This window comes from Streptomyces sp. enrichment culture (genome assembly GCF_964273255.1).
GTDB lineage: Bacteria > Actinomycetota > Actinomycetes > Streptomycetales > Streptomycetaceae > Streptomyces.
This window is the reverse complement of sequence record NZ_OZ186835.1, coordinates 6,034,462-6,059,582: the sequence shown is the minus strand read 5'-3', so window position 1 is coordinate 6,059,582 and position 25,121 is coordinate 6,034,462. Positions and strand designations below refer to the sequence as shown.

Genomic DNA, 25,121 nt, shown 5'->3' with positions numbered 1-25,121 from the left:
TTCCCCGGCGACGGCACCTCCTCGGCCCGTCCCCGACGCCGGGGCGCGGCGGCGGGGGACGCCGGTGGTCCGGCCGGCCCCCGCGGCACGCCTCCTACGTCGCCAGGGCCTGTTCCGGTGCGCCGCCGGCGCGCGGCTCGGTCAGCCGCACCTCGGGAAGCCGCCGGTGGGCGGGGTCGTGGACCTCTCCGACCAGCACCTCCAGGACGTCCTCCAGCGCGACCAGGCCGAGGATCCGGCCGGAGGCGTCGGCGACCTGGGCCAGGTGGGTGGCGGCGCGGCGCATCACCGTGAGCGCGTCGTCCAGCGGCATGTCGGAGCGCAGGGTGGTCATGGGCCGCCACAGCCGGCGCGGCACCGGGCGCTCGTCGTCCTCCACGTCGAGGACGTCCTTGACGTGCAGGTAGCCCAGGAAGGCCCTGCCGTCGTCCGTGGTGACGGGGAAGCGGGAGTAGCCGGTGCGGGCGGTGAGTTCCACGACGCGGGCCGGGGTGGCCGCCGGGGGGACGGTCACCAGCGAGGCCGGCTCCAGCAGGACGTCCGTCACCGGGCGGGAGCCCAGCCGCAGGGCGTCCTCCAGGCGTTCGGCCGCCTCCGGGTCGAGCAGGCCGGCCCGGCCGGAGTGCTCCACCAGCCGGTTGAGCTGCTCGCTGGTGAAGACGGCCTCGACCTCGTCCTTCGGCTCGACCCGGAACAGCCGCAGGACGGCCGCCGAGCAGGTGCCGAGCGCGGCCGTGACCGGGCGGCACAGGCGGGCGAACCAGACCAGGCCCGGGCTGAGCCACAGCGCGGCCTTCTCGGGGGCCGCCAGGGCGAGGTTCTTCGGCAGCATCTCCCCGATGACGAGGTGGAAGAAGACCACCGCGGCGAGCGCGATGACGTAGCCGAGGGGGTGGACCAGGCCGGCCGGCAGCTGGATCCAGGTGAAGAAGGGCTCCAGCAGGCGGGCCACGGTGGGTTCGGCGACCGCGCCGAGGGTCAGGGAGCAGACGGTGATGCCGAACTGGGCCGCCGCCATCATCTGCGGCAGGTGTTCCAGCCCGTGCAGGACCTGGCGGGCGCGGGCGGTGCCGAGCGGTTCGATCTGGCTGCGGCGCACGGAGACGAGGGCGAACTCGGCGCCGACGAAGAAGCCGTTGGCGAGCACCAGCAGGGCGGCGAACGAGAGGTGGAGGACGCTCATCCCGCCGCCTCCACCAGGGGCAGGGGCGCGGTTCTGACCAGGCGGACGCAGTCGGCACGGTAGTGGCCGACCCGGCGCACCGACAGCCGCCAGCCGGGCAGGTCCACGTGGTCGCCGACGACGGGGATGCGGCCGAGCCGGTCGGCCACCAGCCCGGCGACGGTCTCGTAGGGGCCGTCGGGCGTCTCCAGGCCGATGCGCCGCAGCAGGTCGACGCGGACGCCGCCGTCGACGTCCCACGCGGGGTTGCCGTCCTGCGGCGGCGCCGCGGTGAGCTGGGGGGCGTCCGGGTCGTCGTGCTCGTCGCGGACCTCGCCGACGATCTCCTCGACGATGTCCTCCAGGGTGACGACCCCGGCGGTGCCGCCGTACTCGTCGACGACCACGGCGATGGGCTGCTCGCTGCGCAGCCGGGCCAGCAGGGCCGGCACGCGCAGGGTCTCGGGCACGAGCAGCGGGGGCCGGGCGATGGCCTCGACGGGCGTGCGGAGCCGCTCGCGGGCGGGCACGGCCAGCGCGTCCTTGAGGTGGACCAGGCCGGTCACCTCGTCGATCCGCTCCCGGTAGACGGGGAAGCGGGACAGGCCGGTGGCCCGCGTGAGGTTGACGACGTCCTGGGCGGTGGCCGAGGACTGCAGGGCGCTCACCTTCACGCGCGGCGTCATCACGTGCTGCGCGGCCAGCTCCGCCAGGGACAGGGTGCGCACGAAGAGGTCGGCCGTGTCCTGCTCCAGGGCTCCGGCCCGGGCGGAATGCCGGGCCAGGGAGACCAGTTCGCCCGGGGAGCGGGCGGAGGCGAGTTCCTGGGCGGGTTCGATGCCGAACAGGCGCACCAGGCGGTTGGCCACGGCGTTCAGTGCGGCGATGACCGGCCGGAACAGCCGGGCGAAGAGGTGCTGGGGGCCGGCGACGAAGCGGGCGACCTGCAGCGGGCGGGAGACGGCCCAGTTCTTGGGCACGAGTTCACCGATCACCATCTGCACGGCCGAGGCCAGCAGGACGCCGACGATCACGCAGATGCCGGAGACCGCGCCGCCGGGGACGCCGAGAGAGGTGACCGGGCCGTGCAGCAGCCGGGCGAGGGCCGGTTCGGCGAGCATGCCGACGACCAGGGAGGTGAGGGTGATGCCGAGCTGGGTGCCGGAGAGCTGGAAGGACAGCTCCTTCAGCGAGGCGACGACCCGGCGGGCGCGCCGGTCGCCGGTCGCGGCGGCCCGTTCGGCGTCGGGTCGCTCGACGGTGACGAGGCCGAACTCGGCGGCCACGAAGAAGCCGTTGGCGAGAATCAGCAGGAGGGCGGCTGCCAGGAGCAGCAGGGGGGTGGTCATGGTGCCACCGCCTCCCGTGGGACGCGGACCGGGCGGAGCCGGCCGGCGCTATGTCGGGAGGGGGCGGCGCAGGTACTGCAGGACGATCCGTCCATCGCCGGAGGGAGTCACTCCTCGGGTCGCAGGAAGCCCCTGGCGCGCCGGGCGGGCGGCAGGGGCGCGGGCGTGGTCGTCGCGCCCGCGCCCACCAGATTAATCGGGACCCGTGCCCCTGCGGCAGGGCGAGGGACCCGGACGGGTCCCGCCGCGCACCACGGCCCGTCCCCGCGGGGTGCCGGGACGGGCCGTGGTGTGCGGTGCGGTGGGCGGCGGGAGGGGCCCGCGCCGGCGTGGGTGCGGTGGCCGGCCCGGGTCAGCCGCGGGGCGTGTCGGGGCCGGCCGTGGAGCGGGCCGCGGCCAGGGCGCGCAGGGCGCGGGCGTCGGCGATGGCGTGCTGCTTGGCGATGCCCGGCTGGATGCCGAGCGCGGGCATGCTGGTGCCGTCGCTGAGGTCGAGGAAGACCCAGGGGTCGCCGGGCCGGAGGTGCACCTGGATGATCTCCGGCCACTCCAGGCGGCGGCTGGTGACGATGTTGACGACGGTGACGCCCGTCTCGTCGCACTCGACCCGGGGGCGGGCCAGGAGGTAGAGGACTCCGCCCAGCAGGGCGCCGGTGAACACGAAGCTGAGGCGTTCGCCCGGACCCAGCCGGGTGAGGAGGACGCCGATCAGGCTGACGACGAGGAAGATCGCGACGCCCATCGTGAGCAGCACCGCGCGGGTGCGGCTCGGGCGGAAGGTGACGGGCAGGGCGGGCAGCCCGGACGGGGTGGCATCCGACATGGTCTCGCTCCCGGCCCGGTCAGAGGCGGCAGGCGTGGATGGCGGTGGTGAGGATGGCCCGCGCCCCGATGTCGTAGAGGTCGTCCATGATGCGCTGGGCCTCCTTGGAGGGGACCATGGCGCGGACGGCGACCCAGCCCTCGTTGTGCAGCGGCGACACCGTCGGGGACTCCAGTCCCGGGGTCAGGGCGACGGCCTTCTCCAGCTGTTCGACCCGGCAGTCGTAGTCCATCATCACGTAGGTGCGGGCCACCAGGACGCCCTGGAGGCGCCGCAGGAACTGCTGCACCTTGGGCTCGACGGTGTCGTCCGGCTCGTCCGCCGCTCCGGAACGGCGGATGACGACCGCCTCGGACGTCATGATGGGCTCGCCGATGACCTGCAGGCCCGCGTTGCGCAGCGAGGTGCCGGTCTCGACGACGTCGGCGATGACCTCGGCGACGCCGAGTTCGATGGCGGTCTCCACTGCGCCGTCGAGGTGGACGACGGAGGCGTCGATGCCCTTCTCCTCCAGGTGCCGGGCGACGATGCCCTCGTAGGAGGTGGCGATGGTCATGCCGGTCAGGTCGGTGACGCCGTTCGCCGTGCCGGGGCGGGTGGCGAAGCGGAACGTGGAGCGGGCGAAGCCCAGCGGCAGGATCTCCTCGGCGCGGGCCCCGGAGTCGACGAGCAGGTCCCGTCCGGTGATGCCGATGTCGAGGCGGCCGGAGGAGACGTAGATGGCGATGTCGCGCGGGCGGAGGTAGAAGAACTCGACCTCGTTGGTCGGGTCGACGACCCGCAGTTCCTTGGACTCCCGGCGCTGCTGGTAGCCGGCCTCATGCAGCATCTCCGCCGCAGGGCCGGACAGTGAACCCTTGTTGGGGAGGGCGATGCGCAGCATGAGGTCGGCTTCCTTCGCGGTGTCGGGGTGGTGGGGGCGTGCGGAACGGTCAGAGGTGGGCGTAGACGTCGTCGAGGGAGATGCCGCGGGCGACCATCATCACCTGGACGTGGTACAGCAGCTGGGAGATCTCCTCGGCGGCCGCTTCCTTGCCCTCGTACTCGGCGGCCATCCAGACCTCGGCGGCCTCTTCGACGACCTTCTTGCCGATGGCATGGACGCCCTTGTCCACCAGTTCGGCCGTGCGGGAGGTGGCGGGGTCGCCGTGGGCGGCCTTGTGCTGGAGCTCGGTGAAGAGCTCCTCGAACGTCTTCTTGGACATGGTGGTCCTTACCCTACGCGCTGACGGGCCCTGCTCACCGCCAGGGTTCGGATACTGAACGCAGGCAGGCGGCGGTCGCCACGGCGGCGGTGACGGCCTCGTGCCCCTTGTCCTCGCTGGAACCGGGCAGTCCGGCACGGTCCAGGGCCTGCTCCTCGGTGTCGCAGGTGAGGACGCCGAAACCGACGGGCACACCGGTGTCGACCGAGACCTGGGTGAGGCCCTGGGTGACGCCCTGGCACACGTAGTCGAAGTGGGGGGTGCCGCCCCGGATGACGACGCCGAGGGCGACGACCGCGTCGTAGCCGCGTCCGGCGAGGACCTTGGCGACGACCGGGAGTTCCCAGCTGCCGGGGACCCGGAGCAGGGTCGGCTCGTCGATGCCGAGGTCGTGCAGGGCGCGCAGGGCGCCGTCGACCAGTCCGTCCATCACCTTCTCGTGCCACTGCGCGGCGATGACGGCGACCCGCAGGTCGCCCACGTCGCGTACGGACAGTTCCGGTGCACCCTTGCCGCTCACGTCTCTCCTCGGTTCGTCGCTTACTGGTTGCCGCAGGCCGGCACCGTCGGTGCGTCCAGCCAGGGCAGGTCGTGGCCCATCCGGTCCCGCTTGGTGCGCAGGTAGCGGAGGTTGTGCTCGCTCGCGGTGACGGGCATCGGCTCGCGGGCGGTGACGGCGATGCCGTGGCGGACGAGCGCGTCGGCCTTGTCGGGGTTGTTGGTCATCAGCCGCACCCCGCGCACGCCGAGGTCGGCGAGGATCTGCGCGCCGGCGCCGTAGTCGCGGGCGTCGGCGGGCAGGCCGAGTTCGAGGTTGGCGTCGAGGGTGTCCCGGCCGCGCTCCTGGAGTTCGTAGGCGCGCAGCTTGGACATCAGGCCGATGCCGCGCCCCTCGTGTCCGCGCAGGTAGACCACCACGCCGCGGCCCTCGGCCCGGATGCGGGCCAGGGAGGCGTCCAGCTGGGGGCCGCAGTCGCAGCGCTGGGAGCCGAAGACGTCGCCGGTGAGGCATTCGGAGTGGACGCGCACGAGGACGTCCTCGCCGTCGCCGACGTCGCCGTGGACCAGGGCGACGTGCTCGACGCCGTCGACGGTGGAGCGGTAGCCGTGCGCGGTGAAGGTGCCGTGCGCGGTGGGCAGGCGGACCTCGGCCTCCCGGCGCACGGTGGGCTCACTGCTGCGGCGGTAGGCGATGAGGTCCTCGATGGAGATGATCGTCAGGCCGTGCTTGCGGGCGAACGGGACGAGTTCGGGCAGCCGCAGCATGCTGCCGTCCTCGCCGGCGATCTCGACGATGGCGCCGGCCGGACGCAGTCCGGCGAGGCGGGCGAGGTCGACGGCGGCCTCGGTGTGGCCGTTGCGCACCAGGACGCCGCCGGGGCGGGCGCGCAGGGGGAAGACGTGTCCGGGGCGGACCAGGTCGGAGGGTTCGGCGGTGCCGCCCGCCAGGAGGCGGAGGGTGGTGGCGCGGTCGGCGGCGGAGATGCCGGTGGTGACGCCGTGGGCGGCGGAGGCGTCGACGGAGACGGTGAAGGCGGTCTTCATCGACTCGGTGTTGTCGTCGACCATCTGCGGCAGCCGCAGGCGGTCCAGTTCGTCGCCCTCCATGGGGGCGCAGATCAGGCCGCGGCACTCGCTCATCATGAAGGCGACGATCTCGGGGGTGGCCATCTCGGCGGCGATGACGAGGTCGCCCTCGTTCTCGCGGTCCTCGTCGTCGACGACGACGACCGGGCGGCCGGCCGCGATGTCGGCGACGGCCTGCTCGACCGGGTCGAGGGCGAGGTCCTCTGCGTCGTCGAGGCCGTGCGGGACCGGCGGCACGGCGGGGCGGGCGGCCGTCGGGGTCCGCTGCGGCGGGGCGGCCTCGCCGAGGGCGGTGACGGGGGACGGACTGGCGCTCATGCCGGCGCTCCTTCCAGGGCGGGCCGCACGTCCTCGCGGGAGCGCAGCCACCAGTCGCGCAGGCCCCACAGGACCAGTGCGCCGTAGATGACGTAGACGAAACCGGAGAAGGCGAAGCCGTTGGCGAAGTTCAGCGGGACGCCGACGAGGTCGACCAGCAGCCAGGCGAACCAGAACTCGACCATGCCGCGGGCCTGCGCGTACATGGCGACGATGGTGCCGACGAAGATGTAGGCGTCGGGCCAGGGGTCCCAGGACAGGGACGGGTAGAGCGTGAACAGTCCGCCGACGGCCAGGGTGCCGGCGGCCGCGGCGCCCGCCAGGAGGAGGCGTTCACGGCCGGTGGCGAAGCGGACGGCGATGGAGCCGTCCTGGGCCTGCTGCCGGCCGCGGTTCCACTGCGCGAACCCCCAGGCGGCGACGAGCATGACGACGATCTGCTTGCCGGCGCTGCCGGAGAGGTGGGCGGTGGCGAAGGCGGCGAAGAGGATCAGGCCGGAGAGGAACTGGGCGGGCCAGGTCCACAGGGAGCGCCGCCAGCCGAGGGCGAGGGCCAGCAGGCCGATCACGTTGCCGATCATGTCGGACCACTTGATGTGCTGGCCGAGGACGGTGAACGCCTCCGCGTTGAGCCAGTTCACCGCGCGTCCTCCCCGCCGAGGGCCCGGTCGCCGATCATGCGCTCGACGTACTTGGCGATGACGTCCACCTCGAGGTTGACCGGGTCGCCGGGCTGCTTGAGGCCGAGCGTGGTCAGGTCGAGGGTGGTGGGGATGAGGCTGACGGTGAAGAAGTCGGGTCCGGCGTCGACGACGGTGAGGCTGATGCCGTCGACGGTGATGGAGCCCTTCTCGACGACGTAGCGGGAGAGGCCGGCGGGCAGCGAGATCCGGACCAGTTCCCAGTGCTCGGAGGGCTTGCGGTCGAGGATCTCGCCGGTGCCGTCGACGTGGCCCTGGACGATGTGGCCGCCGAGGCGGGCGCCGAGGGCCATGGGGCGTTCGAGGTTGACGCGGGAGCCGACGCCGAGGGCGCCGAGGCTGGAGCGGTTCAGGGTCTCGGCCATCACGTCGGCGGTGAACTCGTCGCCCTCGTGCTCGACCACGGTGAGGCAGACGCCGTTGACGGCGATGGAGTCCCCGTGCTTCGCGTCCTGGGTGACGACGGGGCCGCGCAGCCGGAAGCGACAGGCGTCGTCGAGGGTCTCGACGGCGGTGACCTCGCCCAGCTCTTCGACGATTCCGGTGAACACTTCCCGGGTCCTCCTGCCTCTTCGGGCACGGACTCCGGGGCTGTCGATGACGACAGATCGTACGGGCGAGGACACCGGGGGCGACGCCGGACGGAGCCCGCCGCGAGGACGGACCGGTACGGCGGCGCGCATGGATGCCCGCCCGCCGCGCACTGCCTCCCATCCGGACTTTAACCGTCGGTCCAGGAATTTCACCTGGTCAACCGGTCGCTGGAGGCGACCGGGTCGCGGACTGTAACCGCCGGTTCGGACTTTCACCGACCCCGGAGTGCGCTGCTACTGGTACAGGGCCAGTCTGCCATGACCGTCCACGGTCCAGACAGGCGGCCGCTGTGGAGTGGCTCACAGGCCGAGGGGTCCCGGCGCACCGGACGGGACGGGACCCTCGCCGTGACCTGCGGACCGCACCCGTCGCGGAGCCCGCGGGAAGGTGAACTCCGCCCCGGGGCGTGCGCCCTGACGCTCCGTCGAATTGGTCCATACCTATTGACGCTGTGGTCTAGTCCTCTTAGATTCTGCGCCACCTTCAGTGGAGAGGAACCGACTGTGCCGTCCCCCTCACGCACCGGGGCGAGACCTGCCCTGCTCGCCTCCGCCGCCGCCGTCGCGGGGCTGCTGCTCACCGCCCTTCCCGCCACCGTCTCCCACGCCGCCGACCAGGAGTCCTGTCGCCCCGACGGGCTGTACCGGACACCGGGGGTCGAGGTCCCCTACTGCTCGGTCTACGACGCGGACGGGCGCGAGAAGATGGGCGCCGACCACCAGCGCCGGGTGATCGGCTACTTCACCGGCTGGCGCACCGGCAAGGACGGGAAGCCCGCCTACCTGGCCTCCGACATCCCGTGGGAGAAGATCACCCACATCAACTACGCGTTCGCCCACGTCGACAAGGGCAACAAGCTCTCCGTCGGCCCGGACGGCGCCACCAACCCGGCGACCGGGATGACCTGGCCGGGAGTGTCCGGCGCGGAGATGGACCCGGCGCTGCCCTACAAGGGCCACTTCAACCTGCTGACGAAGTTCAAGAAGCAGCACCCCGATGTCAAAACGCTGATCTCGGTGGGCGGTTGGGCCGAGACCGGCGGCTACTTCGACGCCGACGGCGACCGGGTGGACTCCGGCGGCTTCTACTCCATGGCCACCAACGCCGACGGTTCGGTCAACCACGCCGGCATCGACACCTTCGCCGACTCGGCGGTCGACTTCCTGCGCACGTACGGCTTCAACGGCCTCGACATCGACTACGAGTACCCGACCACCATGAAGGACGCGGGCAACCCGCTCGACTGGTCCTTCGCCAACGCCCGCCGGGCCGGCCTGGTCAAGGGATACGCGGAGCTGATGAAGACCCTGCGCGAGAAGCTGGACCGCGCGGGCGAGGAGGACGGCAGGCACTACCTGCTGACGGTGGCGGCCCCCTCCTCCGGCTACCTGCTGCGCGGCATGGAGACCTTCCAGGTCCAGAAGTACCTGGACTACGTCAACATCATGTCCTACGACCTGCACGGCGCCTGGAACGAGTACGTCGGCCCCAACGCCTCGCTCTTCGACGACGGCAAGGACGCCGAACTGGCCGCGTCGGGCGTCTACACGACGTCCCAGTACGGCGGGATCGGCTACCTCAACACCGACTGGGCCTACCACTACTTCCGGGGCTCGATGCCGGCCGGCCGCATCAACATCGGCCTGCCGTACTACACCCGCGGCTTCAAGAACGTCACCGGCGGCACCGACGGCCTGTGGGGCAAGGCCCCCTCGACGGACTGCCCCGCCGGATCCGGGCTCACCAAGTGCGGCGACGGCGCCACCGGCATCGACAACCTCTGGCACGACCTGGACGACAACGGCGAGGAGTCACCCGCCGGCTCCAACCCGATGTGGCACGCCAAGAACCTGGAGAAGGGCGTCGTCGGGGACTACCTCACCGACTACGGCTTCCCCGCCGACACGCAGCTGACCGGCACCTACACCCGCAAGTACGACTCCACCCTGGTCGCGCCCTGGCTGTGGAACGCGGAGAAGAAGGTCTTCCTGTCCACCGAGGACGAGCAGTCGGTGAAGGCCAAGGCCGACTACGTCGTCGACCGCGGCATCGGCGGCACGATGGTGTGGGAGCTGGCCGGCGACTACGACTGGAACGCGGCCACCGGCCAGTACGAGCCGGGCTCGACGCTGACCACCGCGATGTACGAGAAGTTCCGGTCCGCCGCCCCCTACGGGGCGACCCGGGCCACCACCGACATGCCGTCGCAGGCCCTGGACGTCGACGTCGAGTTCGGCCAGTTCCCGCTCGGCGACTCCAACTACCCGATCAGCCCCAAGCTGAAGATCACCAACAACACCTCCACGGCCCTGCCCGGCGGCACGGAGTTCCAGTTCGACTACGCCACCTCCGCGCCCGGCAACGCCAAGGACCAGTCCGGCTGGGGCACCACGGTGATCCGCTCGGACCACACCGGGGACAACGTGGGCGGCCTGAAGGGCGACCACCACCGGGTGTCGCTGAAGCTGCCGGCCTGGCAGTCGCTGGCTCCCGGGACCTCGGTGGAACTGGACTTCGTCTACTACCTGCCGGTGTCCACGCCGTCGAACTGGACGGTGACGTTCGGCGGGAAGACCTACGCCCTGGCGGGTGACCTGGCGCGCGGCACCACCGTCGTGGAACCGGGCGGCGGCACCCCCACCGACCCGCCCACCACACCGCCCGGTGAGCCCGGCGACTGCACGGACCCGGCGTGGAACGCCTCGACCGCGTACGGCGGGGGCAGTGTGGTCTCGCACGAGGGACACGTCTGGAAGTCCCAGTGGTGGACGCAGGGCGAGGAGCCCGGCAGCACCGGCGAATGGGGCGCCTGGCGGGACCAGGGAGCCTGCTGACGCCCACCGGACCGGCCCGGCGGCGGTGACGACGGCCCTTGCCCGCCGCCGGGCCTCACCACGGCGCGCCCGCCGCTCGGCGCCGCCGCACCCCGCCGCGCGGCGCACCCCATGGTGCCGCGCGGCGGCCGTGCCCCGGCCGGCCGCGCGTGCGGCGCAGCAGCCCTTCGGACAAGCTGGACGTGGTGCACCGTGCGCCGTCACCATCGATGGCGCCCGCTCGTCCTCCCCGGTGAGGGGTGCCCGCCCGGTGCCCCCGGTCTCCGAAGGGATTGCACATGACCACGACGTTGGTGACCGGAGGGACCGGCGCGCTCGGCCGGCCCGTGACCGAGCGGCTGCGCGCGCAGGGGCACGACGTGCGGGTGCTCAGCCGGCGCGCCGTGCCCTACTCCGTCGACCTGCGCCAGGGCGGCGGTGCCCTGGACGCGGCTGTCACGGGCGTGGACACGGTCGTCCACTGCGCCACCTCCCCGCGCGGCGGGGACGAGCAGGCCGCCCGGAACCTGATCACGGCGGCCCGGCGGGCCGGCGTGGGGCACCTCGTCTACATCTCGATCGTGGGCGTGGACCGGGTGCCGTTCGGCTACTACCGGTCCAAGCTGGCGGTGGAACGGCTCGTCGAGGACTCCGGTATCGGCTGGACGGTGCTGCGGGCCACCCAGTTCCACGACCTGCTGCTGACGGTGTTCCAGGGGATGTCGCGGCTGCCGGTCGTGCCGCTGCCGGCCCGGGTGAAGGACCAGCCGGTCGAGGTCACCGAGGTCGCGGACCGGCTGTGCGAGCTGGCCCGGGAGGCACCGGCGGGGCGGGTGGCCGACATGGGCGGGCCGGAGATCCGGACGATGGACTCGCTCCTGCGCTCCTACCTGCAGGCCACGGGCCGCCGCCGCGCGGTGGTGAAGGTGCCGCTCAGGGGAGCCGCCTACCGGGCGTTCCGCGCGGGCGGGCACCTGGCGCCGGACCACGCGGTGGGCACGCGCACCTTCGAGGAGTTCCTGGCCCGGCGGCGGGAGGCAGCGGCCGCGCGGGCGCACGGCTGAGGGGCGGGCCCTCACCCCCCGCGCGGGCGCACGGGTGAGCGGCGGACTCTCGGCCCCCGCGCGGAGCGGGCTGCTCGGCGGACCGCGGCTCCGGGTGCGCGCCGCCGCCCCGGAGCGCGCACGTCGGGACCGGCGGAGCCACCGCAGCACCGGAGCCGCCCGAGGCCGCCGGTGACGTCCGCGGTCCCCGGTCCGCGGTCCGCGGACCGCGCCCGGATCGGCCGCCGTCGACGTCCGCGGTCCGCCGTCCGCGGACCACGCCCGAATCCGCCGCCACCGACGTCCGCAGATCTGCTGCCGGGGCGGCGTCGGAACCGTCCAGCGGGCCCCGGCGGGCCCGGCCTCGCTCCCCCGCTGCCCGTCCCTATCCCCGCTGCGCGCCGAAGAGTTCGTCCTGGGCCTGGTCGCGCGCGGTGAGCAGGGCCCCCTGCAGCACGGCCCGGCCGCCCAGCGTGCCGGGGCGCACCTCCGTCGGCAGCGGTGACATCCGGGCCAGGCGGTCCCGCACCCGGGCGGCCAGCGGCTCGCCGCCCGCCTGCCCGATCTCGCCGCCCAGGACCACGCAGCCGGGGTCCAGCACCGCCACCGCGGACGCCACGCCCACCACGACACGGCCGGCCAGGGCGTCCAGGAAGTGGTGGGCCCCCGACGCGGCGGCCCGGGCGGGGTTTCCGGCGTCCTCCAGGGCCCGCACGGCCGCCCGTACGGCTCCGGCGGCGACGGGTTCGGCTCCCGGATCCGCGGCCACGCCGTGCTCCGCGGCGAGGGCCGCGACCGCCGGTGCCCCGGCCAGGGAGTGGAAGCCGCCCGCGCAGTCGGTCGCCGAGGGGAGGCCGTCGGTGCCCGGGACCGGCAGGAAGCCGATCTCACCGGTGCCGCCGGAGGCGCCCCGGCGCAGTACGCCGTCGAGGACCACGGCGGCGCCGGTGCCGTGCCCGAGCCACAGCAGGACGAAGGTGTCCCGGTCCCGGGCGGCGCCCTCGCGCTGTTCGGCCAGTGCGGCGAGGTTGGTCTCGTTGCCGACGCTGACCCGGGTCCCGGGGTGGCGCTCCTGGAGCGCGGCCACCAGCCGGCGGTGCCATGCGGGCAGGCCGGTGCTGTCCCGCAGTTCGCCCGTCGCCGGGTCGATGAGGCCGGGGGCGCCGATGCCGACGGTGTGCAGCCGGTCGGCGCCGGCCTCCTTCACGGTCCGCTCGACCAGCGTGACCGCCTGCTCCACGGCCGGTCCGGTCGCGGTGTCGCCGGTGATCGGGGCGGCGGACCGGGCCAGGACCCGGCCGACGAGGTCGGAGACGACCACGGCGACGCCCTCGGTGCGCACGTCGAGGGCGGCCAGGTGCGCCCGGTCGGCGACGATGCCGTAGAGCTTGGCCTTCGGTCCGCGCCGCTGTTCGCCGGCCTCCCCGGCGACCGTGATCAGTCCGGCGGCGGTGAGGCGCTCGACGAGGTCGGCGACGGTCGGGCGGGACAGCCCGGTGAGTTCCTTCAGCCGGCCCGCGGTCAGCGGGCCCTCGCGTTGGAGCAGGCGCAGGGCGAGCCGGTCGTTGATGGCGCGAGCGGTGCTCGGGGATGCGGCCATGCCGGGATCCTCCCAGATCGGCGGGGGCGGTCCGACCACGGGCGGGCAGCCGCTCCGGAAACCCACTTATCCATCAGGCAGGGTTCCTGATAATTTACCCCGGCGCAGACGGCGCAGGACGGCCGGAGGGGGCACGACATGGGTCCAGGGGTGCACGGACAGCGGGAGCGGCACGGACGGCACAGGGGGCAGGAGCTGAGGAGGGCCCGGTACGCCGTGGCCGCGGTGTTCGCGGTGCACGGGGCGGTCACGGGCTCGTTCGCCACCCGCGTGCCGTGGATCCAGGACCACGCCGGGGTGAGCGCCGGGCAGTTGGGACTGGCGCTGGCCTTCCCCGCCCTCGGCGCGTCGCTCGCGATGCCCCTCGCCGGGCGCGTCAGCCACCGCTTCGGCGCCCGTGCCGCGCTGCGCGGGCTGCTCGCCCTGTGGACCGCCTCGCTGGTGCTGCCCTCCCTCGCCCCGGGCATGCTCACGCTCTGCCTGGCGCTGTTCGCCTACGGCGCCACGGCCGGCATGTCCGACGTGGCGATGAACGCCCTCGGCGTGGAGGTGGAGAACCGGCTGGACCGCTCGATCATGTCGGGGCTGCACGGGATGTGGAGCGCCGGCGCTCTCACCGGCTCGGCGGCCGGCGCGCTCGCCGCCCACCTCGGCGCGGACGCACGGCTGCACCACCTGCTGGCCGCCGCCGTCCTGACGGCGCTGGGCGTCGCCGCCTGCCGCTGGGTGCTCGACCTGCAGCCGGCCGAGGACGAGGACCCGCCCCCGCGGTTCGCGCTGCCGCCCCGTTCCGCGCTGCTGATCGGCGCGATCGGCTTCTGCGCGGTGTTCGCGGAGGGGGCGAGCCTGGACTGGTCGGCGGTCTACCTGCGCGACCGGATGGACGCCTCGGCGGGCCTGGCCGCCGCCTGCACCACGGGGTTCACGCTCACCATGGCGATCGCGCGGATCGCCGGGGACCGGGTGGTGGACCGCTTCGGCGCGGTGCGCACGGTCCGGGCGAGCGGAGCCCTCGCGGTCCTCGGCGGCCTGATGATCGTCCTGGCGGACGGCCCCGCGACGGCCATGGCGGGCTTCGCGCTGACCGGTCTGGGCATCGCCGTCGTGGTCCCGCTGTGCTTCGCCGCCGCGGGCCGCAGCGGCAGCAACCCGAGCCTGGCCATCGCGGGCGTCGCGACCATCACCTACACCTCGGGCCTGGTCGCCCCGAGCGCGATCGGCCTGGTGGCCCAGGCGACCAGTCTGATGGTGTCGTTCGCGGTGGTCACGGTCCTGTCGTGCGGTGTCGCGGGGCTCGCCGGCGTGCTGCGGGCGGGCGACCGTACGAAGGTCACGCGTCCGGCGGCAGCAGCTCCCGGGCCGCGGCCCTGAAGTCCCCGGTCCAGGGCGTCGGGCGCAGCGTCGCCGCGTCCAGCCGGACCAGCACGCGGCTGCCCCGCGCGTAGGTGACCGTGCCGTCCGGCGAGCAGACCCGGAAGCCGTACGTGAGCCCGGTCCGGCCCAGCCGCTCCAGCCACAGGTGGACGGCGTAGGTGCCGGCCCGGGCCACCGGCGCCTCGTAGGTGATGCGCAGCTCCTTGACCGCGTTGCAGGCGTCGCCGGCCGCCGTCCAGTCCCCGGCGAAGCGGATGCCGTGCCGCTCCCAGTAGGCCGACCAGGCCCGCTCGACCAGCAGCGGGTAGCGGGAGTTGTGCATCAGGCCCAGCGCGTCGAGGTCGTCGAAGTGGACGGTGGCGGGCATCAGCAGCCCGTAGGGGACGGCGGTGGGGGCGGGCGGGGCTTCGACGGTCACAGTGGTGCTCCTGGGGCGTGCGGGATCAATGCCGCATACAGCGACGTGCGGCACGAGCCCATCCTAAGCAGATGCTCAGCCAGGGTGAGGGAACCCCGCCGCGCCGTCCTGAGCACTCCTTTTCAGCCCCGACAATGGTCCGGACACGCTGCACGTACGAACGAAAGCGACTCCCCATGGATCTCGGCGTCCGCTGGAGACTGCACGGTGACGGGCGCACCCCCGCACCCGGTGCGGTGGTCCGCCCCGACGAACGGCTCTCCTGGCCCCGCACCGCGGGACTCGGTGCCCAGCACGTCGTCGCGATGTTCGGTGCGTCGTTCGTCGCACCGGTCCTGATGGGGCTGGACCCGAACCTGGCCATCATGATGTCCGGGGTCGCGACGATGGTCTTCCTGCTGGCGACCCGCGGCCGGGTGCCCAGCTATCTGGGGTGCTCCCTGTCGTTCGTCGGCGTCGCCGCGGTGATCCGGGCGCAGGGCGGCTCCAGCGCCACCGTCACGGGCGCCGTCTTCGTCGTGGGTGCCGCGCTGTTCCTGGTCGGGCTCGCCGTGCAGCGCTTCGGGGCGCGGATCATCCACGCCACGATGCCGCCGGTCGTCACGGGCGCGGTGGTGATGCTGATCGGCTTCAACCTGGCGCCGGTCACCGCGTCCACCTACTGGCCGCAGGACCAGTGGACCGCCCTGTTCGTCATGCTGTTCACCGGGCTCGCGGTGGTGTGCCTGCGCGGCTTCTGGTCCCGGATCGCGATCTTCCTCGGCCTGGTCTTCGGCTACGTCCTGTCCTGGGCGCTGGACCGCGTCTTCGGGAAGATCCACTCCGCCGACGGGAGCGGCCAGGTCACCGACCACTGGCGGCTGGACCTGTCCGGGGTCGGTCAGGCCGACTGGATCGGGCTGCCCACGCTGCACGCCCCGTCCTTCGAGTGGTCCGCGATCCTGGTCGCGCTGCCGGTGGTGATCGCCCTGATCGCGGAGAACGCCGGGCACGTCAAGGCGGTCGGCGAGATGACCGGCGACGACCTCGACGACAAGCTGGGCACCGCCATCTCCGCCGACGGCGTCGGCTCGATGCTGTCCACCGCCGCCGGCGGCCCGCCGACCACCACCTACTCCGAGAACATCGGCGTCATGGCCGCGACGCGCGTCTACTCGACCGCCGCCTACTGGGCCGCCGCCCTCTTCGCCCTGCTGTTCGGGCTCTGCCCGAAGTTCGGCGCGGTCGTGGCGGCGATCCCCGGCGGGGTGCTGGGCGGCATCACCGTCATCCTGTACGGCATGATCGGCCTGCTCGGGGCGCAGATCTGGATCAACGCCAAGGTGGACCTGCGCAATCCGCTGAACCTCGTCCCGGCCGCGGCGGGCATCATCATCGGCGTCGGCAACGTGACGATGGAGTTCACCGACACCTTCTCGCTGAGCGGCATCGCCCTGGGCACGATCGTGGTCATCACCGGCTACCACGCCCTGCGCGCCTTCGCCCCGGCGCACCTGAAGACGCAGGAGCCGCTGCTCGACGAGGGCACCTCCTCCTACACGGAGACCGCCGACGGCGGGCCCGGGGACGACCCGGACGCCGGGGGCGCTCAGCGCGCCAGGTCGTAGGCGTACGACGCCGTGAACGTGCCCGGCGCCCCCTTGCACCCGTCGGACTCCCCCGGCAGCTTCACCCAGAGGTAGGCGTCGATCCCGGCCTCGCCGGTGTCGAGGGTGGGGGCCCGGCCGAGCTTGCGCCCGGCCGGGTCGCACCACTCGCCGCCGGCCGGGGCACCGGCGCCGTTGCGGCTGGTGTCGATGACCGCGCCGAGCCCCGAGCCGCCGAGGGCGTCCAGCACCCGGCGGTCGTACGCGATCTCGTCGGCGGTGCTGTGGAAGTTGGAGACGTTGCTGAAGATGCCGTCGGAGGAGGCGGCCGAGGCGGCACCGGCCTGCCGCAGCCAGGCGGCCTGCCGGGCGGGCGGGTTCCAGCCGGAGTGTCCCGCGTCGAAGTAGACCCGGGCGCGGGGGTTGGCCTGCTTCATCACGCGTCCCGCCCGCGCCAGCGAGGCGAAGCGGTCGGCCCGGTCCCCCGCCGACAGGCACGCGGCCTGCGCCACGGAGTCGGGCTCCAGCACGACGACGACCTCGCCGCCGCCCAGCCCGGCCGCGAACCGGTCGATCCACCGGTCGTAGGCGTCCAGGCCGGGCGCGCCGCCCTGCGAGTGCCCGCCGCAGTCCCGGTCCGGTATCGCGTACGGCACCAGCACGGGCACCCGTCCCCGGGCGGCGCCGCCCGAGGTGACCGCCCGCACCCGTGCGGTGACGGTGTCCGGGGAGTAGTCGGCGAACCACACCGCCGCCGGCTGCTCGGCGATCCGGGACTCGATGACCGCGCGCCGAGGGTCGCCCGGGTTGGCCCGCACCCAGTCCAGCACCCGCGACTCCGGGTGGCGGTACAGCCGGGCGGACACCGGCGCCGCCCGCCGCTTCCCGGCCGTGGGCGTGGGCGACGCCTTCGCCTCCGGCGTCCTGGACGGCGTGGCGGAGGGCGGGGCGGACGTGGGCGAGGGGGACGCCGACGGCACGGCGGGCAGCGGGTGCACCAGGACGGTGCCGGTCGCCTCCGGCCCCGCCTCGTCGGAGCCGGGGCCGTCGCCGGCCGCGGAGAGCAGGCCGGCCGCGGTGCCGACGGCGACGACGACGGACGCGGCCGCGACCATGGCGCCGCGCCGGACGGCACGCCGGCGCGCGGCCCGCCGGCCGGCCAGGCGCTGGGCACGTGAGCCTGACACCGTGGTGGTCCCCCTCCCCCGCGGCGGGCGCGTTCCCCCGTTCCGGGGAAGCGCCGGGCCCGCCGCCACTGGGCTCACCCTAAACGTGCGACTCTGCGCCCATGCCGCAGTGCGAACAAGTCCTGACGCCGGTGGACACGGTCATCGCCCGGATGCGCGCCGTCGACGCCGCCCTGCCCCCGGGGGACGGGGTGGGTGTCTTCAACCGTGTCTACCTCGCCGTCACCGAGTCGGTGGACCGGCACCTCGACGCGGGCCGGTTCGCCGACGCGCCGGCCGCGACGACCCTGGACGTGCGGTTCGCGGAGCGCTACCTGGCGGCGCTCGACGCGGTGTTCGAGGACCGCCGTCCGCCGGCCTGCTGGCGCCCGCTGTTCCAGTTCCGCCGTCATCCCGGGGTACGCCCGCTGCAGTTCGCGCTGGCGGGCATCAACGCGCACATCGGCCACGACCTGGCGCTCGCCGTGGTGGACACCTGCCGTACGCTCGAGTGCGAACCGGCGCGCCTGGAGGACGACTTCGACCGCGTGGGCGACCTCCTCGTCTCGCTGGAGGAGCAGATCCGCGAGGAGCTGATGCCGGGTCCCGACCTGCTGGAGCTCGCGGACCCGCTGACCCATCTGCTGGGCGCCTGGAGCCTGGAGCGGGCCCGTGACGCGGCGTGGACCGCGGCCCGCGCGCTGTGGGCGCTGCGCGGGCTGCCGGAGGTCGCCGCCGATCTCACCGCCCGGCTGGACACGGCGGTGGGCTTCGCGGGCCGCATGCTGCTCACGCCGCTGCCCGGCCGGCCGGAGGGGAAGGCCGTCCGGCCGGGCAGGGGGGTTCAGTCCTCCGGGAGTTCCACCGGCGCGATCTCGTCGTAGACGTCGCCGGGGCCGGGGTTGGTGGGGTCGGTCTCCCCGCCGAGGTGGTGCATGACGCCCCAGACGGCGTTCAGGGCGGTCTGCACGGCGCCCTCCGCCCAGCCGGCCGTCCAGGAGATGTCGTCGCCGGCGAGGAAGATGCCCCGCTTGTCCTCGGGCAGCCGGTCCTGCATGAAGTGGGTGAACAGCCGCCGCTGGTAGCGGTAGTGGCCGGGCAGGTTGGCCTTGAACGCGCCCATGAAGTAGGGCTCGTTCTCCCAGGAGACGGTGACCGGGTTGCCGATGATGTGCTTGCGGATGTCCACCTTCGGGTAGATCTCGCCGAGCGACTTCAGCATCACCTCCATCCGCTCGTTCGCGGACAGCGGCAGCCACTTCAGGCTGTCGTCGCACCAGGTGTAGGACAGGCAGATGACAGCGGGCCGGTCCGGGCCGTCGTCCAGCAGGTAGGTGCCGCGGGTCATCCGGTCGGTGAGCGTCATCGACATGACGTCCCGGCCCGTCTCCTCGTCCTTGTCCAGCCAGAAGGGCCGGTCGACGGGCACGAACAGCTTGGAGCTCTCCATGTAGTGGGTGCGCTCGATCGCGGTCCAGTGGTCGATCGGGAACAGCGCGTCGTCGCAGGCCACCTTGGACAGCAGCATCCAGGACTGGGCGGTGAAGATCGCGGCCCGGTAGGTGCGGATGTCGCCGTCCGCGTCGGTCACCGTGATGCGGTTGCCCGCGGTGCGGTGCAGCCGGGTGACCGCGGGGCGGGGCTCGCCGTCCACGTGCAGGGACTTCAGCGAGGTGCCGTACGGCCAGTGGACGATCTTCTCCGGCTCGCGCTCCCACAGCCGCAGCGGCAGCTGCTGGGAGCCGCCGACGATGCCGCGGTGGTGGTCGTCGGCCTCGGTGTAGACGACGCGCAGGATCTCCAGGATGGAGTTGGGGAAGTCGGTGTCCCAGCCGCCGGTGCCGAAGCCGACCTGGCCGAAGATCTCGCGGTGCCGGAAGGACCTGAAGGCCTCGGACTCGCAGAGGAAGCCGTAGAAGGTCTGGTGGTCGAGCTTCTCCACCAGCCGCGACCAGATCTCCCGGATGCGCGGGACGTCCCGCTCGCGCAGCGCGCGGTTCATGTCGGAGAAGTCGGCGCCCTCCTCCAGGCAGCGGGCCCAGGCGTCGGCCACGTCCCGGTAGACCTGCGGCAGGTCGTCGATCGTCTCGGCGTAGTGGGACTCGCCCTTGAGGTCGACGACGGTCGACGGCGTGGCCTCCGCGAGCGGGTTGGGGAACGGGCGGGTCTCCAGTCCCACGAGGTCGATGTAGTGCTGGAGCGCCGTGGAGGAGGGCGGGAAGCGCATCGCGCCCATCTCCGCGGTCAGGGAGGGGTCGCACCCGTCGAAGCCGACGGTGCGCAGCCGTCCGCCGATCCGGTCGGCCTCGTAGACGACCGGCTTGAGGCCCATCTTCATCAGCTCGTACGCGGCGACGATGCCCGACAGGCCGCCGCCGATGACGGCGACCTCGGTGCCGTGCTCGGTCGCGGGCACCTGCCCGAGACCGGCCGGGTGGGCGAGGAAGTCGTCGTAGGCGTACGGGAAGTCCGGGCCGAACATGGTGATCGGCGGCTGCTGCTCGTCGGCGTGCTCGACGGCGTTGGGCACCGTGGACGTCATGGGGTGCGGACTCCTTGCACGGGTGGGACCGGGGTACGGCGGGTGGGGGACGGCCGGGGTGCGGCCGGGAGGGGGGGGCTGCGGCGGCTCAGGCGGCCGGCGGCCCGTAGAGCTCCGGACGGCGGTCGCTCAGGTACGGGTTGGCCTCGCGGGAGGCGGCCAGGAACTCCGGGTCGGCGTCGGCGCAGACCAGTTCCTCGCCGCGGCCCGCCCGGGCGCGGGCGACTCCGTCGGGACCGGCGAGCACGGACAGGCCGGCGAACTCGAACTCGCCTTCCGTGCCGACCCGGTTGGCGTAGGCGATGTACATCTGGTTCTCGAAGGCGCGCACCGGCACGACCGACTCGGCGACGAACTGGTACGGGTGCATCACCGCGGTGGGCACCAGCAGCAGGTCGGTGCCGGCCAGGGCGTGGGCCCGCACGTACTCCGGGAACTCCACGTCGTAGCAGATCACCAGGCCGACGGTGAGGCCGTCGAGTTCGGCCTGCACGACGGGACGGTCGCCCGGGGTGAAGTGCTCCCGCTCGAAGCTGCCGTAGAGGTGCGTCTTGCGGTAGTTCGCCATCCGGGTTCCGTCGGCGCGGATGAGCTGCACGGAGTTGTGCACCACGTCGCCGGCGCGCTCGGGGTAGGAGTAGGCGATGGCCAGGCCGTGCCGCACGGCGGTCTCCGCGACGGCGTCGGCGGCGTCCCCGTCGGCGGGCTCGGCGAGCCGGGCGATGTCGTCGCCGATGGCGTAGCCGGTGAGGAACATCTCCGAGGTCACGAGCAGCCCGGCTCCCGCGGCGGCGGCACGGCCGGCGGCCTCGTCGAGGACCTTGAGGTTCCCGGCGACGGATCCGGGCCGTCCGGAGCTCTGGAGCAGGGCGGTGCGCATGCGTGTTCCTCACCGGTACGCGGGCTTCTGGGGGTCAGCTAGACCGTACGGTCGGCCCGCTCACCCGGACAAGACGGACCCGTTGCGCGCCGGTGAGCGGTTCGTTGCGTGTCGGGGCCGGTCCGCGGTGATTCGTTGCGCGGGCCCCGCCGCGGCGTCCGGAGGGACGGAAACGCAGGTCAGGGCGGGGATGGGGGGCGTGCCCGGCGAGGTTCCGCCCGCGCTCGGGCCAGCGGTCCGGGCGCGGGCGGGTCCGCTCAGCGGTCGGCGTCCCCCGGGGCCTTCACGGCCTCGGTCCCGTCGCCGGCGGCCGTCCCCGGCGATGCCTCCTCGCTGAGGCCGGGGCGGGCCCGGCGCGGCCGGGCGAGGACGAGGCACAGCGCCGTCGCCAGGTACGGCACCGCGAGGACCGCGAAGACGGTGCCGTGCGGGGCGTGGGAGGCGAGCAGGGCGTAGCCGCCGAAGACGGCGACCGTCGCCAGTTCGGTGCCCAGGCCCGCCACCGAGGTCAGGGTGGCCCGGCCCGCGCTGCCGATGCGGCGCTGGAGCCGGGCGTCGGCCAGGACGGTGGCCGCCTGGAAGCCGCCGAAGGCGACGGCCACCAGCAGCAGGGCGGCCGGGGTGCCGGCGGCGGAGCCGGCGGCCAGGGCGAGTCCGCCGCCCGCCAGCAGCAGGGCGAGGCCGGCGGTGCCGAACCGTTCGCCCTCCCCCGCCAGCAGGCTCCCGGCGGTGGCTCCGGCCCAGATCAGCAGCAGCAGGAGGGGCACGGTGCCGTCGGCCACGCCGGTGTCGCGGACCAACAGGGGGGTGTACTCGTCGAGGGCGCCCCAGACCGCGCCGACCGCCGGGACCAGGAACAGGGCGCCCCGCACCGACCGGTCCGCCCGCGCCTCGGCGAGCCCGGTGCGCAGGGTCGCGGCCCAGCCTGTGCGGCCGGCCGCCGGGGTGCGGTGCTCGGGGAACCGGGTGGCCGTGGCCGACGCCAGCAGGCACGCCAGGACGCTGGCGGCGCCGACGGCACCGTGGCCGCCCCAGGTGAGGACGGGGCCGGCCAGCAGCATCGCCGCCATCACGGCGGCCAGCCCGGCCGCGCGGGCCCGGCCCATGACGCGGGCGTAGCTCCCAGCGGCGCCGAGCCGGTCCAGTTCGTCGTGGACCAGCGCCTCCAGCGCGCCGGAGACGAGCGCCCCGCCGACGCCCCACAGCACGAAGCCGGCCGCGAAGGCCCCGTAGGAGGGCAGGAGGATCCACAGGGCGAACCCGGCGGCGGTGAACAGCGGGCCGGTCCACAGCAGCAGGCGGCGGGAGACGGTGTCGGCCCAGGCGCCGGACGGGATCTCCAGCAGGATGCCGGTGATCGACCAGAGGGCGAACAGGGACGAGATCTGGGGGACGGAGAGGCCGGTGTCGCTGAACAGCAGGGCGTACACCGGGTAGAGCAGGACGCATTCCTCGAGGAACGCGTAGCCGTACAGCGTGCGGGTCAGCCGGCGGACGGGGCCGCGGGGCGCACGCGTGGACGTGGAGGTCATGGGGCCTTCCCGTAGGGGCGGTGCGGACACCGGACGTGGAGGACGTACGGCGCCCGGGGCGGCCCTCGGGAGGCGTGGGCGGTGGATCAATGTCGCCAGGTCATGACACCGATGGTAGTCCGGCGGGCCCGGTCGTGTCCCGGCCTTTGCGGACGGCCGGGACCGGGTGGCGGCGGGACCGGGTGGCGGCGGGCCCCGGCGGTGCCGGGGACCGGGCGGTGCCGGGGACCGGCCCGCGGAGGGCCGGACCCTAGGTGGGCGACCCGGAGGAGAAGCGGCGCAGCAGCGGGGAGAGCACCAGCACGGACTTGGTCCGCTCGACGAAGGGCTCTCCGGCGATGCGTTCCAGCACCCGTTCGAAGTGGCGCATGTCGGAGGCGAAGACCTGCGCGACCGCGTCCGCCTCCCCGGTGACGGTGGAGGCGGACACCACCTCCTGGTAGCGCTCCAGCCCGCGCTGGATGGTCTCCGGGGAGGTGTTGCCGCGGCAGTAGATCTCGACGAACCCCTCGGTCTGCCAGCCGAGGGCCGCCGGGTCGACCCGGACGGTGAAGCCGGTGATGGCCCCGGTGGCGCGCAGCCGGTCCACCCGCCGCTTCACGGCGGGCGCGGACAGGCCGACGAGCTGGCCGATGTCCGCGTAGGACCGGCGGGCGTCCTCGGCGAGAGCGTGCACGATGCGTTCGTCGAGATCGTTCAGCACTGCGGGTCGTTCACTTTGCTTCCGAGGGGTCCGATGCGGCGAGCCGGGAGTGGCGGTGGCCGTACCCGAAGTAGAACACGAGACCGGCGGCCATCCAGACGCCGAAGACCGCCCAGGTGACGGCGGACAGGCTGCCCATCATCCACAGGCAGAAGCCGAGCCCGACGGCGGGCAGCACCGGCGACAGCGGCACCCGGAAGGTGCGCGGCATGTCGGGGCGGGTCCGGCGCAGCACCACGACGGCCACGTTGACCAGGGCGAACGCGAACAGGGTGCCGATGCTGGTGGCGTCGGCGAGCTGGCCGAGCGGGATGGCGGCGGCGAGCACTCCGCAGAACAGGGAGACGATCAGGGTGTTGCGGCGGGGCGTGCCGGTCTTCCGGCTGACCTTGCCGAACACCTTGGGCACGAGCCCGTCGCGGGACATCGCGAACAGGATGCGGGTCTGGCCGTAGAGCACGGTCAGCACGACGCTGGCGATGGCGATGACGGCGCAGAACGCCAGCAGGGTGCCCCAGAAGGCCTGGCCGGTGACCTCGCTCATGATCTGGGCGAGGTCGGCCTCCGACTCGGTGAAGTCCTGCCAGGGCTTGGCGCCCACGGCGACGGCGGCGACCAGCACGTACAGGGCGGTGATGATGGCGAGCGACAGCAGGATGGCGCGGGGCAGGTCGCGCTGGGCGTTCCTGGCCTCCTCGCCGGCGGTGGAGGCGGCGTCGAAGCCGATGTAGGAGAAGAACAGGGTCGCTCCGGCGGCGCTGACGCCGGCCATGCCGAGCGGCATGAAGTTGTCGTAGTTGCCGGACCGGAAGCCCTGGACGCCGATGGCGCAGAACAGGACGAGGGCGCCGACCTTCACCACGACCATGATCGTGTTGGCCCGGGCGGACTCGCGGGCGCCGCCCATCAGGAACGCCATGGCGAGCAGGACGACGATCAGCGCCGGCAGATTGAAGACGCCGCCGTCGCCGGGGGGCGCGGACAGCGCGGCGGGGATGGTGACGCCGATGGTGCCGTCGAGCAGTTCGTTGAGGTACTCGCCCCAGCCGACGGCGACGGCGGCGACCGAGACGCCGTACTCCAGCATCAGGCACCAGCCGCAGACCCAGGCGACGAGTTCGCCCATCGTTGCGTACGCGTACGAGTAGGAGGACCCGGAGACGGGGATGGTGCCCGCCAGTTCCGCGTAGGACAGGGCGGAGAACAGGGCGGTGAACCCCGCGATGACGAAGGACAGGGTGACGGCGGGGCCGGCCTTGGGAACGGCCTCGCCCAGCACCACGAAGATGCCGGTGCCCAGGGTGGCGCCGATGCTGATCATGGTGAGCTGCCACAGCCCCAGGGAGCGGCGCAGCGACCCGCCCTCCCCCTGACCGCCCTCCGCGACCAGGCGTTCCACCGGCTTGCGGCGCATCAGGCGCGCGCCGACGCCCCGGCCGGGCGGGGTCGGGGAAGGCGGGTTGAGCGGGGGTGCGCCTTGGTCGAGCACGCGCTGACTCCTTCGTCACTGCCGGTCTGCCGCGCCAGGGACCGACGGCTCCGGCGGCATGCCGGGGACCCGTCGAGCGGGTCCCTGCCGCACCACGTACAGCGCGTAACCCTACGAGTTCGCGCGTTGCCTTTGAAATGCAGCAACCTTGCGCACCTCCGCAAGATCATTGCGTTCACCGGGGCGGGACGGATGTTCGTTGCGCATCGCCACCCGCCGGCCGGTTCCGGGCGCGC

The 25,121-nt window shown here is 73.6% G+C and carries 22 protein-coding genes and 1 riboswitch; of the genes, 5 read left to right on the top strand and 17 right to left on the bottom strand.

Annotation, left to right across the window (positions count from 1 at the left end):
- Window positions 1–94: 94 nt before the first annotated feature.
- The 9 genes from ACSU53_RS26450 to ACSU53_RS26410 form a co-directional block, all read right to left on the bottom strand.
- Window positions 95–1,183: a hemolysin family protein gene (locus tag ACSU53_RS26450; RefSeq protein ID WP_437031665.1), complete on the bottom strand. Its 1,089-nt coding sequence runs from the start codon at window positions 1,181–1,183 to the stop codon at window positions 95–97.
- On the bottom strand, window positions 1,180–2,511 hold the full coding sequence (locus ACSU53_RS26445) for a hemolysin family protein (protein ID WP_437031663.1): 1,332 nt from the start codon (window positions 2,509–2,511) through the stop codon (window positions 1,180–1,182). The genes ACSU53_RS26450 and ACSU53_RS26445 overlap by 4 nt, the downstream gene beginning before the upstream one ends.
- A gap of 352 nt (window positions 2,512–2,863) precedes the next feature.
- A complete protein-coding gene (locus ACSU53_RS26440; protein WP_437031660.1) occupies window positions 2,864–3,334 on the bottom strand; it encodes a PH domain-containing protein in 471 nt (156 codons plus the stop codon).
- 19 nt (window positions 3,335–3,353) lie between these two features.
- On the bottom strand, window positions 3,354–4,217 hold the full coding sequence (gene hisG / locus ACSU53_RS26435; protein WP_437031658.1) for an ATP phosphoribosyltransferase: 864 nt from the start codon (window positions 4,215–4,217) through the stop codon (window positions 3,354–3,356).
- A 49-nt stretch (window positions 4,218–4,266) separates the two neighbouring features.
- A complete protein-coding gene (locus ACSU53_RS26430; RefSeq protein ID WP_004990764.1) occupies window positions 4,267–4,539 on the bottom strand; it encodes a phosphoribosyl-ATP diphosphatase in 273 nt (90 codons plus the stop codon).
- Between the two features lie 34 nt (window positions 4,540–4,573).
- Complete coding sequence (gene ribH / locus ACSU53_RS26425; RefSeq protein ID WP_164346024.1) at window positions 4,574–5,059, bottom strand: 6,7-dimethyl-8-ribityllumazine synthase; 486 nt, start codon at window positions 5,057–5,059, stop codon at window positions 4,574–4,576.
- 20 nt (window positions 5,060–5,079) lie between these two features.
- The gene (locus ACSU53_RS26420; RefSeq protein WP_437031656.1) at window positions 5,080–6,444 is read right to left on the bottom strand and encodes a bifunctional 3,4-dihydroxy-2-butanone-4-phosphate synthase/GTP cyclohydrolase II; all 1,365 of its coding nucleotides are present in this window, start codon (window positions 6,442–6,444) and stop codon (window positions 5,080–5,082) included.
- Entirely contained in the window at window positions 6,441–7,085 is a 645-nt protein-coding gene (locus ACSU53_RS26415; RefSeq protein WP_437031654.1) for a nicotinamide mononucleotide transporter family protein, read from the bottom strand. Before ACSU53_RS26415 ends, ACSU53_RS26420 begins: the two co-directional genes overlap by 4 nt.
- Window positions 7,082–7,696: a riboflavin synthase gene (locus tag ACSU53_RS26410; RefSeq protein WP_437031652.1), complete on the bottom strand. Its 615-nt coding sequence runs from the start codon at window positions 7,694–7,696 to the stop codon at window positions 7,082–7,084. Before ACSU53_RS26410 ends, ACSU53_RS26415 begins: the two co-directional genes overlap by 4 nt.
- Window positions 7,697–7,841: 145 nt before the next feature.
- Window positions 7,842–7,972, bottom strand: a riboswitch (FMN riboswitch).
- 270 nt (window positions 7,973–8,242) lie between these two features.
- On the opposite strand from ACSU53_RS26410, the gene ACSU53_RS26405 reads away from it, so the two are divergent.
- Both ACSU53_RS26405 and ACSU53_RS26400 read left to right on the top strand, forming a co-directional pair.
- The gene (locus tag ACSU53_RS26405; RefSeq protein WP_437031650.1) at window positions 8,243–10,573 is read left to right on the top strand and encodes a chitinase C-terminal domain-containing protein; all 2,331 of its coding nucleotides are present in this window, start codon (window positions 8,243–8,245) and stop codon (window positions 10,571–10,573) included.
- Between the two features lie 278 nt (window positions 10,574–10,851).
- Complete coding sequence (locus tag ACSU53_RS26400; protein ID WP_437031648.1) at window positions 10,852–11,616, top strand: SDR family oxidoreductase; 765 nt, start codon at window positions 10,852–10,854, stop codon at window positions 11,614–11,616.
- 364 nt (window positions 11,617–11,980) lie between these two features.
- Here the strand turns inward: ACSU53_RS26400 and ACSU53_RS26395 are convergent, their stop codons facing one another.
- Window positions 11,981–13,195, bottom strand: coding sequence for an ROK family transcriptional regulator (locus tag ACSU53_RS26395; protein ID WP_437031646.1), 1,215 nt, complete (start codon window positions 13,193–13,195; stop codon window positions 11,981–11,983).
- Window positions 13,196–13,333: 138 nt separating this feature from the next.
- Between ACSU53_RS26395 and ACSU53_RS26390 the strand changes: the two genes are divergently transcribed.
- Window positions 13,334–14,566 (top strand): MFS transporter, encoded by a 1,233-nt coding sequence (locus tag ACSU53_RS26390; RefSeq protein ID WP_437031644.1) that lies wholly within the window; start codon window positions 13,334–13,336, stop codon window positions 14,564–14,566.
- Here ACSU53_RS26390 and ACSU53_RS26385 read toward each other — a convergent pair.
- A complete protein-coding gene (locus tag ACSU53_RS26385; protein WP_437031642.1) occupies window positions 14,526–14,987 on the bottom strand; it encodes an acyl-CoA thioesterase in 462 nt (153 codons plus the stop codon). The genes ACSU53_RS26390 and ACSU53_RS26385 overlap by 41 nt on opposite strands.
- 176 nt (window positions 14,988–15,163) lie before the next feature.
- On the opposite strand from ACSU53_RS26385, the gene ACSU53_RS26380 reads away from it, so the two are divergent.
- The gene (locus tag ACSU53_RS26380; protein ID WP_437031640.1) at window positions 15,164–16,594 is read left to right on the top strand and encodes a uracil-xanthine permease family protein; all 1,431 of its coding nucleotides are present in this window, start codon (window positions 15,164–15,166) and stop codon (window positions 16,592–16,594) included.
- Here ACSU53_RS26380 and ACSU53_RS26375 read toward each other — a convergent pair.
- On the bottom strand, window positions 16,576–17,688 hold the full coding sequence (locus ACSU53_RS26375; RefSeq protein ID WP_437033420.1) for a glycoside hydrolase family 6 protein: 1,113 nt from the start codon (window positions 17,686–17,688) through the stop codon (window positions 16,576–16,578). The two genes, ACSU53_RS26380 and ACSU53_RS26375, sit on opposite strands and share 19 nt — an antisense overlap.
- A 173-nt stretch (window positions 17,689–17,861) precedes the next feature.
- Here ACSU53_RS26375 and ACSU53_RS26370 point away from each other — a divergent pair, with 173 nt between their 5' ends.
- Window positions 17,862–18,623, top strand: coding sequence for a DUF5995 family protein (locus ACSU53_RS26370; protein WP_437031638.1), 762 nt, complete (start codon window positions 17,862–17,864; stop codon window positions 18,621–18,623).
- Here ACSU53_RS26370 and ACSU53_RS26365 read toward each other — a convergent pair.
- The 5 genes from ACSU53_RS26365 to ACSU53_RS26345 all read right to left on the bottom strand — a co-directional run bounded on the left by ACSU53_RS26365 (window position 18,584) and on the right by ACSU53_RS26345 (window position 24,885).
- Window positions 18,584–20,281: a flavin monoamine oxidase family protein gene (locus ACSU53_RS26365; protein WP_437031636.1), complete on the bottom strand. Its 1,698-nt coding sequence runs from the start codon at window positions 20,279–20,281 to the stop codon at window positions 18,584–18,586. The genes ACSU53_RS26370 and ACSU53_RS26365 overlap by 40 nt on opposite strands.
- An 88-nt stretch (window positions 20,282–20,369) precedes the next feature.
- The gene (locus tag ACSU53_RS26360) at window positions 20,370–21,161 is read right to left on the bottom strand and encodes a carbon-nitrogen hydrolase family protein (protein ID WP_437031634.1); all 792 of its coding nucleotides are present in this window, start codon (window positions 21,159–21,161) and stop codon (window positions 20,370–20,372) included.
- A gap of 257 nt (window positions 21,162–21,418) precedes the next feature.
- Complete coding sequence (locus ACSU53_RS26355) at window positions 21,419–22,693, bottom strand: MFS transporter (RefSeq protein ID WP_437031631.1); 1,275 nt, start codon at window positions 22,691–22,693, stop codon at window positions 21,419–21,421.
- Window positions 22,694–22,943: 250 nt separating this feature from the next.
- Window positions 22,944–23,396, bottom strand: a complete 453-nt coding sequence (locus tag ACSU53_RS26350) for an Lrp/AsnC family transcriptional regulator (RefSeq protein WP_437031629.1) — start codon at window positions 23,394–23,396, stop codon at window positions 22,944–22,946.
- A gap of 10 nt (window positions 23,397–23,406) precedes the next feature.
- Window positions 23,407–24,885: an amino acid permease gene (locus ACSU53_RS26345; protein WP_437031627.1), complete on the bottom strand. Its 1,479-nt coding sequence runs from the start codon at window positions 24,883–24,885 to the stop codon at window positions 23,407–23,409.
- Window positions 24,886–25,121: the final 236 nt, after the last annotated feature.

Excerpts from the sequence above, each read along its gene's own strand:
- ACSU53_RS26365 (WP_437031636.1), bottom strand. The coding sequence starts at position 20,281 with ATGACGTCCACGGTGCCCAACGCCGTCGAGCACGCCGACGAGCAGCAG.
- ACSU53_RS26420 (WP_437031656.1), bottom strand. The coding sequence starts at position 6,444 with ATGAGCGCCAGTCCGTCCCCCGTCACCGCCCTCGGCGAGGCCGCCCCG.
- ACSU53_RS26375 (WP_437033420.1), bottom strand. The coding sequence starts at position 17,688 with ATGGTCGCGGCCGCGTCCGTCGTCGTCGCCGTCGGCACCGCGGCCGGC.
- ACSU53_RS26380 (WP_437031640.1), top strand. The coding sequence starts at position 15,164 with ATGGATCTCGGCGTCCGCTGGAGACTGCACGGTGACGGGCGCACCCCC.
- ACSU53_RS26370 (WP_437031638.1), top strand. The coding sequence starts at position 17,862 with ATGCCGCAGTGCGAACAAGTCCTGACGCCGGTGGACACGGTCATCGCC.
- ACSU53_RS26390 (WP_437031644.1), top strand. The coding sequence starts at position 13,334 with ATGGGTCCAGGGGTGCACGGACAGCGGGAGCGGCACGGACGGCACAGG.
- ACSU53_RS26355 (WP_437031631.1), bottom strand. The coding sequence starts at position 22,693 with ATGACCTCCACGTCCACGCGTGCGCCCCGCGGCCCCGTCCGCCGGCTG.
- ACSU53_RS26360 (WP_437031634.1), bottom strand. The coding sequence starts at position 21,161 with ATGCGCACCGCCCTGCTCCAGAGCTCCGGACGGCCCGGATCCGTCGCC.
- hisG (WP_437031658.1), bottom strand. The coding sequence starts at position 4,217 with ATGCTGCGCATCGCCCTCCCCAACAAGGGTTCACTGTCCGGCCCTGCG.
- ACSU53_RS26395 (WP_437031646.1), bottom strand. The coding sequence starts at position 13,195 with ATGGCCGCATCCCCGAGCACCGCTCGCGCCATCAACGACCGGCTCGCC.
- ACSU53_RS26400 (WP_437031648.1), top strand. The coding sequence starts at position 10,852 with ATGACCACGACGTTGGTGACCGGAGGGACCGGCGCGCTCGGCCGGCCC.
- ACSU53_RS26430 (WP_004990764.1), bottom strand. The coding sequence starts at position 4,539 with ATGTCCAAGAAGACGTTCGAGGAGCTCTTCACCGAGCTCCAGCACAAG.
- ACSU53_RS26445 (WP_437031663.1), bottom strand. The coding sequence starts at position 2,511 with ATGACCACCCCCCTGCTGCTCCTGGCAGCCGCCCTCCTGCTGATTCTC.
- ACSU53_RS26440 (WP_437031660.1), bottom strand. The coding sequence starts at position 3,334 with ATGTCGGATGCCACCCCGTCCGGGCTGCCCGCCCTGCCCGTCACCTTC.
- ACSU53_RS26450 (WP_437031665.1), bottom strand. The coding sequence starts at position 1,183 with ATGAGCGTCCTCCACCTCTCGTTCGCCGCCCTGCTGGTGCTCGCCAAC.